This window comes from Nevskia sp. (assembly GCF_023266035.1).
Lineage (GTDB): Bacteria > Pseudomonadota > Gammaproteobacteria > Nevskiales > Nevskiaceae > Nevskia.
This window is the reverse complement of record NZ_JAHFRY010000233.1, coordinates 1-3232: the sequence shown is the minus strand read 5'-3', so window position 1 is coordinate 3232 and position 3232 is coordinate 1. Positions and strand designations below refer to the sequence as shown.

Annotated in this window: 4 protein-coding genes; all 4 read right to left on the bottom strand. The window is 62.7% G+C overall.

The window, feature by feature from the left end:
- Positions 1-116: 116 nt before the first annotated feature.
- On the bottom strand, positions 117-1094 hold the full coding sequence (locus Q0D45_RS21355) for a DHH family phosphoesterase (protein WP_293397886.1): 978 nt from the start codon (positions 1092-1094) through the stop codon (positions 117-119).
- A 7-nt stretch (positions 1095-1101) separates the two neighbouring features.
- Positions 1102-2295, bottom strand: a complete 1194-nt coding sequence (gene sat / locus Q0D45_RS21350; protein ID WP_293397884.1) for a sulfate adenylyltransferase — start codon at positions 2293-2295, stop codon at positions 1102-1104.
- Between the two features lie 50 nt (positions 2296-2345).
- Positions 2346-2963, bottom strand: a complete 618-nt coding sequence (gene cysC / locus Q0D45_RS21345; protein ID WP_293397882.1) for an adenylyl-sulfate kinase — start codon at positions 2961-2963, stop codon at positions 2346-2348.
- Positions 2964-2972: 9 nt separating this feature from the next.
- On the bottom strand, positions 2973-3232 hold a 260-nt coding region (locus Q0D45_RS21340; protein ID WP_293397880.1), incomplete at its 5' end, for an SDR family oxidoreductase.

Below are 3232 nucleotides of genomic sequence, written 5' to 3'. Positions count from 1 at the left end.
ATAGGCCGGGATTTCGATGACGACGTAGAACTCGTTCGGGGCCTTTTCGCCCGGACCCAGTGCTTCAAAACCCATGATTGATGTATTTCCGTTGGCAGGATGGAAAGAGGGCGCGCTCAGGCGCCGTACTGCAAGGTGAAGCGTTTGGTGAACTCCGCGAGCTGATCGAGCGGCAGATCGTTGATGCCTGCAGCAGCCGCACGGCCACCGCCGGTGGCGAACTGTCGGCACAACTCGTCCGCGCCTTTCTTGCGGTTCAGCGGTGCCCGCACGCTGACCAGATAGCTGCCGTTCGACTTCTCGGTCAGCACCGCGTGGGCACGATCGGGATGCAGATTGGTCAGGTCGTTGCTATAGACGCCGCTGACGCGACGCGCCCAGGGCTCGTCGGGCAACACGAACAGCGCGGCACGATCGCTCGATGCCGGCAGCGGTTTCGTCGATGCGGCGAGGCCCATGTCGGTGGCATAACCATCGGCGAGCTTCTGGAAATGCTCGTGGCCATCGGCGATGAATCCAAATGGCGAGGCGTGCACGCTGACCAGACGGAACAAGGTCTCTGGCGTGAAGTGCAGATCCTCGATGCGCTCGCCGTAGCCGTTGTAGTTCATGTAAGTGCCGAGGTCTTCGAGCTGACGGACCTGCGACTCGCTGATTCCAAGAGGCTGTGCCATGCGCTCGGCACTGGCCTTGAGGTTGTCGCCAAAGGCGCCGACCACGGCCCAGGCCAGATGTCGATTGTTCAGATGGCCGTTGACCAGCAGGCTGGTGCAGACATCCGGTGCCTCGTTGATGAGAGCAGTCAGGTGCTCGTTCTGCGGGATCTCGCCAGCGTAGTGATGGTCGACATACAAGACCTCGGCACCGGCGGCGAGCGCGCGCTTGAGCGCGTCGCGGTTTTTGTCGAGCGATACGTCGAGCACGGTGATCCGGTCACCGGGTCTGGCGTCGACCTGCTCCAGCAGCTCGATGTCGCGCTTCACGCCGGTAATCAGTCTCGCTTCACGCGGCTGATCGAGATGCAGCTGCGTCAGCGCGCAGATGCCGTCGGCATCGCCGTTGAAGACATCGATGAAACGGATGCCGTCGCTCATGTCAGGCTCAAGCCTTCGCGGCGTCGGCGATCTGGTAGTACTCCATCAGCACCTTGGCCACTTCCGGCCGCGAGAACTCCTGCGGCGGTGCGATGCCGGCGCCGAGCATGGCGCGGACCTTGGTGCCGGACAGCGCGATGAAGTCATCCGGCACGTGATCCGGCGCTTCGCGCATCATCACCACGCGGCCGAGCTTCTTGCTGAAGGCAGTGTTGTCAGCGCGGAAGATCTGAATCTTCAGCGCGCCTTCGGGAACCTTGTCGTCGAAGATCGTCTGCGCATCGAACGGGCCGTAGTAATCGCCGACGCCCGCGTGATCGCGGCCGACGATCAGGTAGTCGGTGCCCATGTTCTGGCGAAACACTGCGTGCAGCACGGCCTCGCGGGGGCCGGCATAGAGCATGTCGAAACCGTAGCCGGTGATCATCACCGTGTTCGGCTCGAAGTAATGCTCGACCATCGTGCGGATGCAGGCATCGCGCACGTCGGCCGGGATATCGCCGTCCTTGAGCTTGCCGAGCAGCATGTGGATGACGATGCCATCCGCATTCAGACGCTCTTTGGCCATGCGGCAAAGTTCTTCGTGTGCACGATGCATCGGGTTGCGGGTCTGGAAGGCAACCACTTTCTTCCAGCCGCGCTTGGCAATCTCGTCGCGAATCTCGACGGCGGTGCGGAACGTGCCCGGAAACTCTTCCTCGAAGTAGCTGTAGCTCAACACCTGGATCGGCCCGCTGAGCACGGTATTGCCAAGCCCCGTGAAGGTGGCCACACCCGGATGTTGGGGATCGACGTTGCCGAAGATCTGCAGCGCCATCGCGCTGAGCTGCTCGGCGCTGACCGGCTCGACGCCCTGCACGTCCATGATCGCCAGCACCGGGTTGCCTTCGACGTTCGGATCGCGCAGCGCGAGCTTGCCCTTCTTGACGCCGCTCTCCTTGGTGACGTTGAGGATCGGCACTGGCCAGAACAGGCCAGAACTGGTCTTGAGGGAGTCGCAGACGCTCAGCGCATCGGCGAGCGTCATGTAGCCGGTCAGCGGATTGAAGTAGCCGGCACCGAGCATCACCGCGTTGGCGGCAGCGGCGGAATTGAGCAGCAGGCTCGGCAGCGATTCGGCTTCCTTCAGCAGCGCGACGCGCTTGGCGTCGTCGGCAACGTACAGCGGATTCAGGGTGTCGGAGCCATGGGGCTTGATCATGTCGGTTCTCGATTCGTATTCGTGGGGTGCAATCGGCAGACGGCCCAGGCTCAGCCCTGCAGGATGCCGCGCGCCTTCAGCAGCACCAGCACCGCCTCGACTTCCTGTTCCAGGCTCAGCTCGTGCGTCGGCAGCACCAGCTCCGGCGCCTCCGGTGCCTCGTAGGGATCGCTGATGCCGGTGAAGTTCTTGATCTCACCTGCTCTGGCCTTCTTGTAGAGACCCTTCGGATCGCGCTTCTCGGCTTCGGCCAGCGGCACGTCGACATGCACTTCGATGAAATCCAGGTCGCTGGCCGCGTGCAGCTTGCGCACCACTTCGCGATCCGCGCGGTAAGGGCTGATGAAGCTCGACAGCACGATCACGCCGGCGTCGACGAACAGCTTGGCGATCTCACCGATGCGGCGGATGTTCTCGGTGCGGTCTTCCGCGGTGAAGCCGAGATTCTTGTTGATACCGAGGCGGATGTTGTCGCCATCGAGGCGATAGGCAAGATGACCGAGGCGATGCAGTGCTGTCTCCAGGGCCACGGCCACGGTGCTCTTGCCACTGCCGGACAAGCCGGTGAACCAGATCGTTGCGCCCTTCTGCTTCAAAAGCTGGCCGCGATCGGCGCGGGTCACTTCGCCGTCATGCCAGATAACGTTCGTTGCTTTCTGTTCGGTCATGTCGTGCGCTCAGTGAAGCTGGATGACCTGGCCACCATCGACACTCAGAATGGCGCCATTGATGTAGGCCGATGCGTCGCTCGCGAGCAGCAGCAACGCTCCGTCCAGTTCTTCGACGCGGCCCAGACGCTTCATCGGATGCAGGGCGATATCGGCCTTGCCGGCATCGGTGTCGAAGTAGCCGGACACCATCTCGGTATGGAAGTAGCCCGGGGCGATGGCATTGCAGCGAATGCCGTGCGGGAACATGTCCCGAGCCATCGACCGGG

Bases quoted from the DNA above. Each gene is read 5' to 3' on its own strand.
- Q0D45_RS21355 (WP_293397886.1), bottom strand. From the start codon at position 1,094: ATGAGCGACGGCATCCGTTTCATCGATGTCTTCAACGGCGATGCCGAC.
- sat (WP_293397884.1), bottom strand. From the start codon at position 2,295: ATGATCAAGCCCCATGGCTCCGACACCCTGAATCCGCTGTACGTTGCC.
- cysC (WP_293397882.1), bottom strand. From the start codon at position 2,963: ATGACCGAACAGAAAGCAACGAACGTTATCTGGCATGACGGCGAAGTG.